General features: G+C 33.4%; 1 pseudogene. It reads right to left on the bottom strand.

Annotation, left to right across the window (positions count from 1 at the left end):
• Window positions 1-410, bottom strand: a pseudogene (locus tag HZY83_RS00990) (cation:proton antiporter); the annotation flags it as partial.

Here is a 410-nt window from a genome sequence, read left to right as displayed (position 1 = left end):
TAATTGAGTTTAGCACTCATTAAGCTTCTTATTCCATAACCTGAATAAGATTCAAACTCTCTATAAACACGTCGATAAGTATCTGTGATTGAAGCTTGTTTAATCATTCGATGTGTCAATGATTTCCAATTTATAGCAAGTGCTAAAATAATTCCTGACACAATAACGATGACACTTAATATTAATGGAAGGTTGATACCGTGCCATTGTGAAATGTGAGGTGCTACGCTGTCTACTTGAGTTCCAACACCAGATACCGATCTTAATGCTGGTATAAGTATATTATGTCCGAAAACGTTAGGTATAAAGAATACAATTGGTATAAGTACCATAAGAATCATAGCAGGTAAACTAAACAACCATGGTTCGTGAATACTTTTCTTAGTAAACTTTTCAGTATTAAATTGTCC

Origin of the sequence: Gemella sp. GH3 (assembly GCF_013415425.1) — a bacterium.
Lineage (GTDB): Bacteria > Bacillota > Bacilli > Staphylococcales > Gemellaceae > Gemelliphila.
The sequence above is the reverse complement of the archived record's forward strand: the minus strand, read 5'-3'. Positions and strand labels throughout refer to the sequence as shown.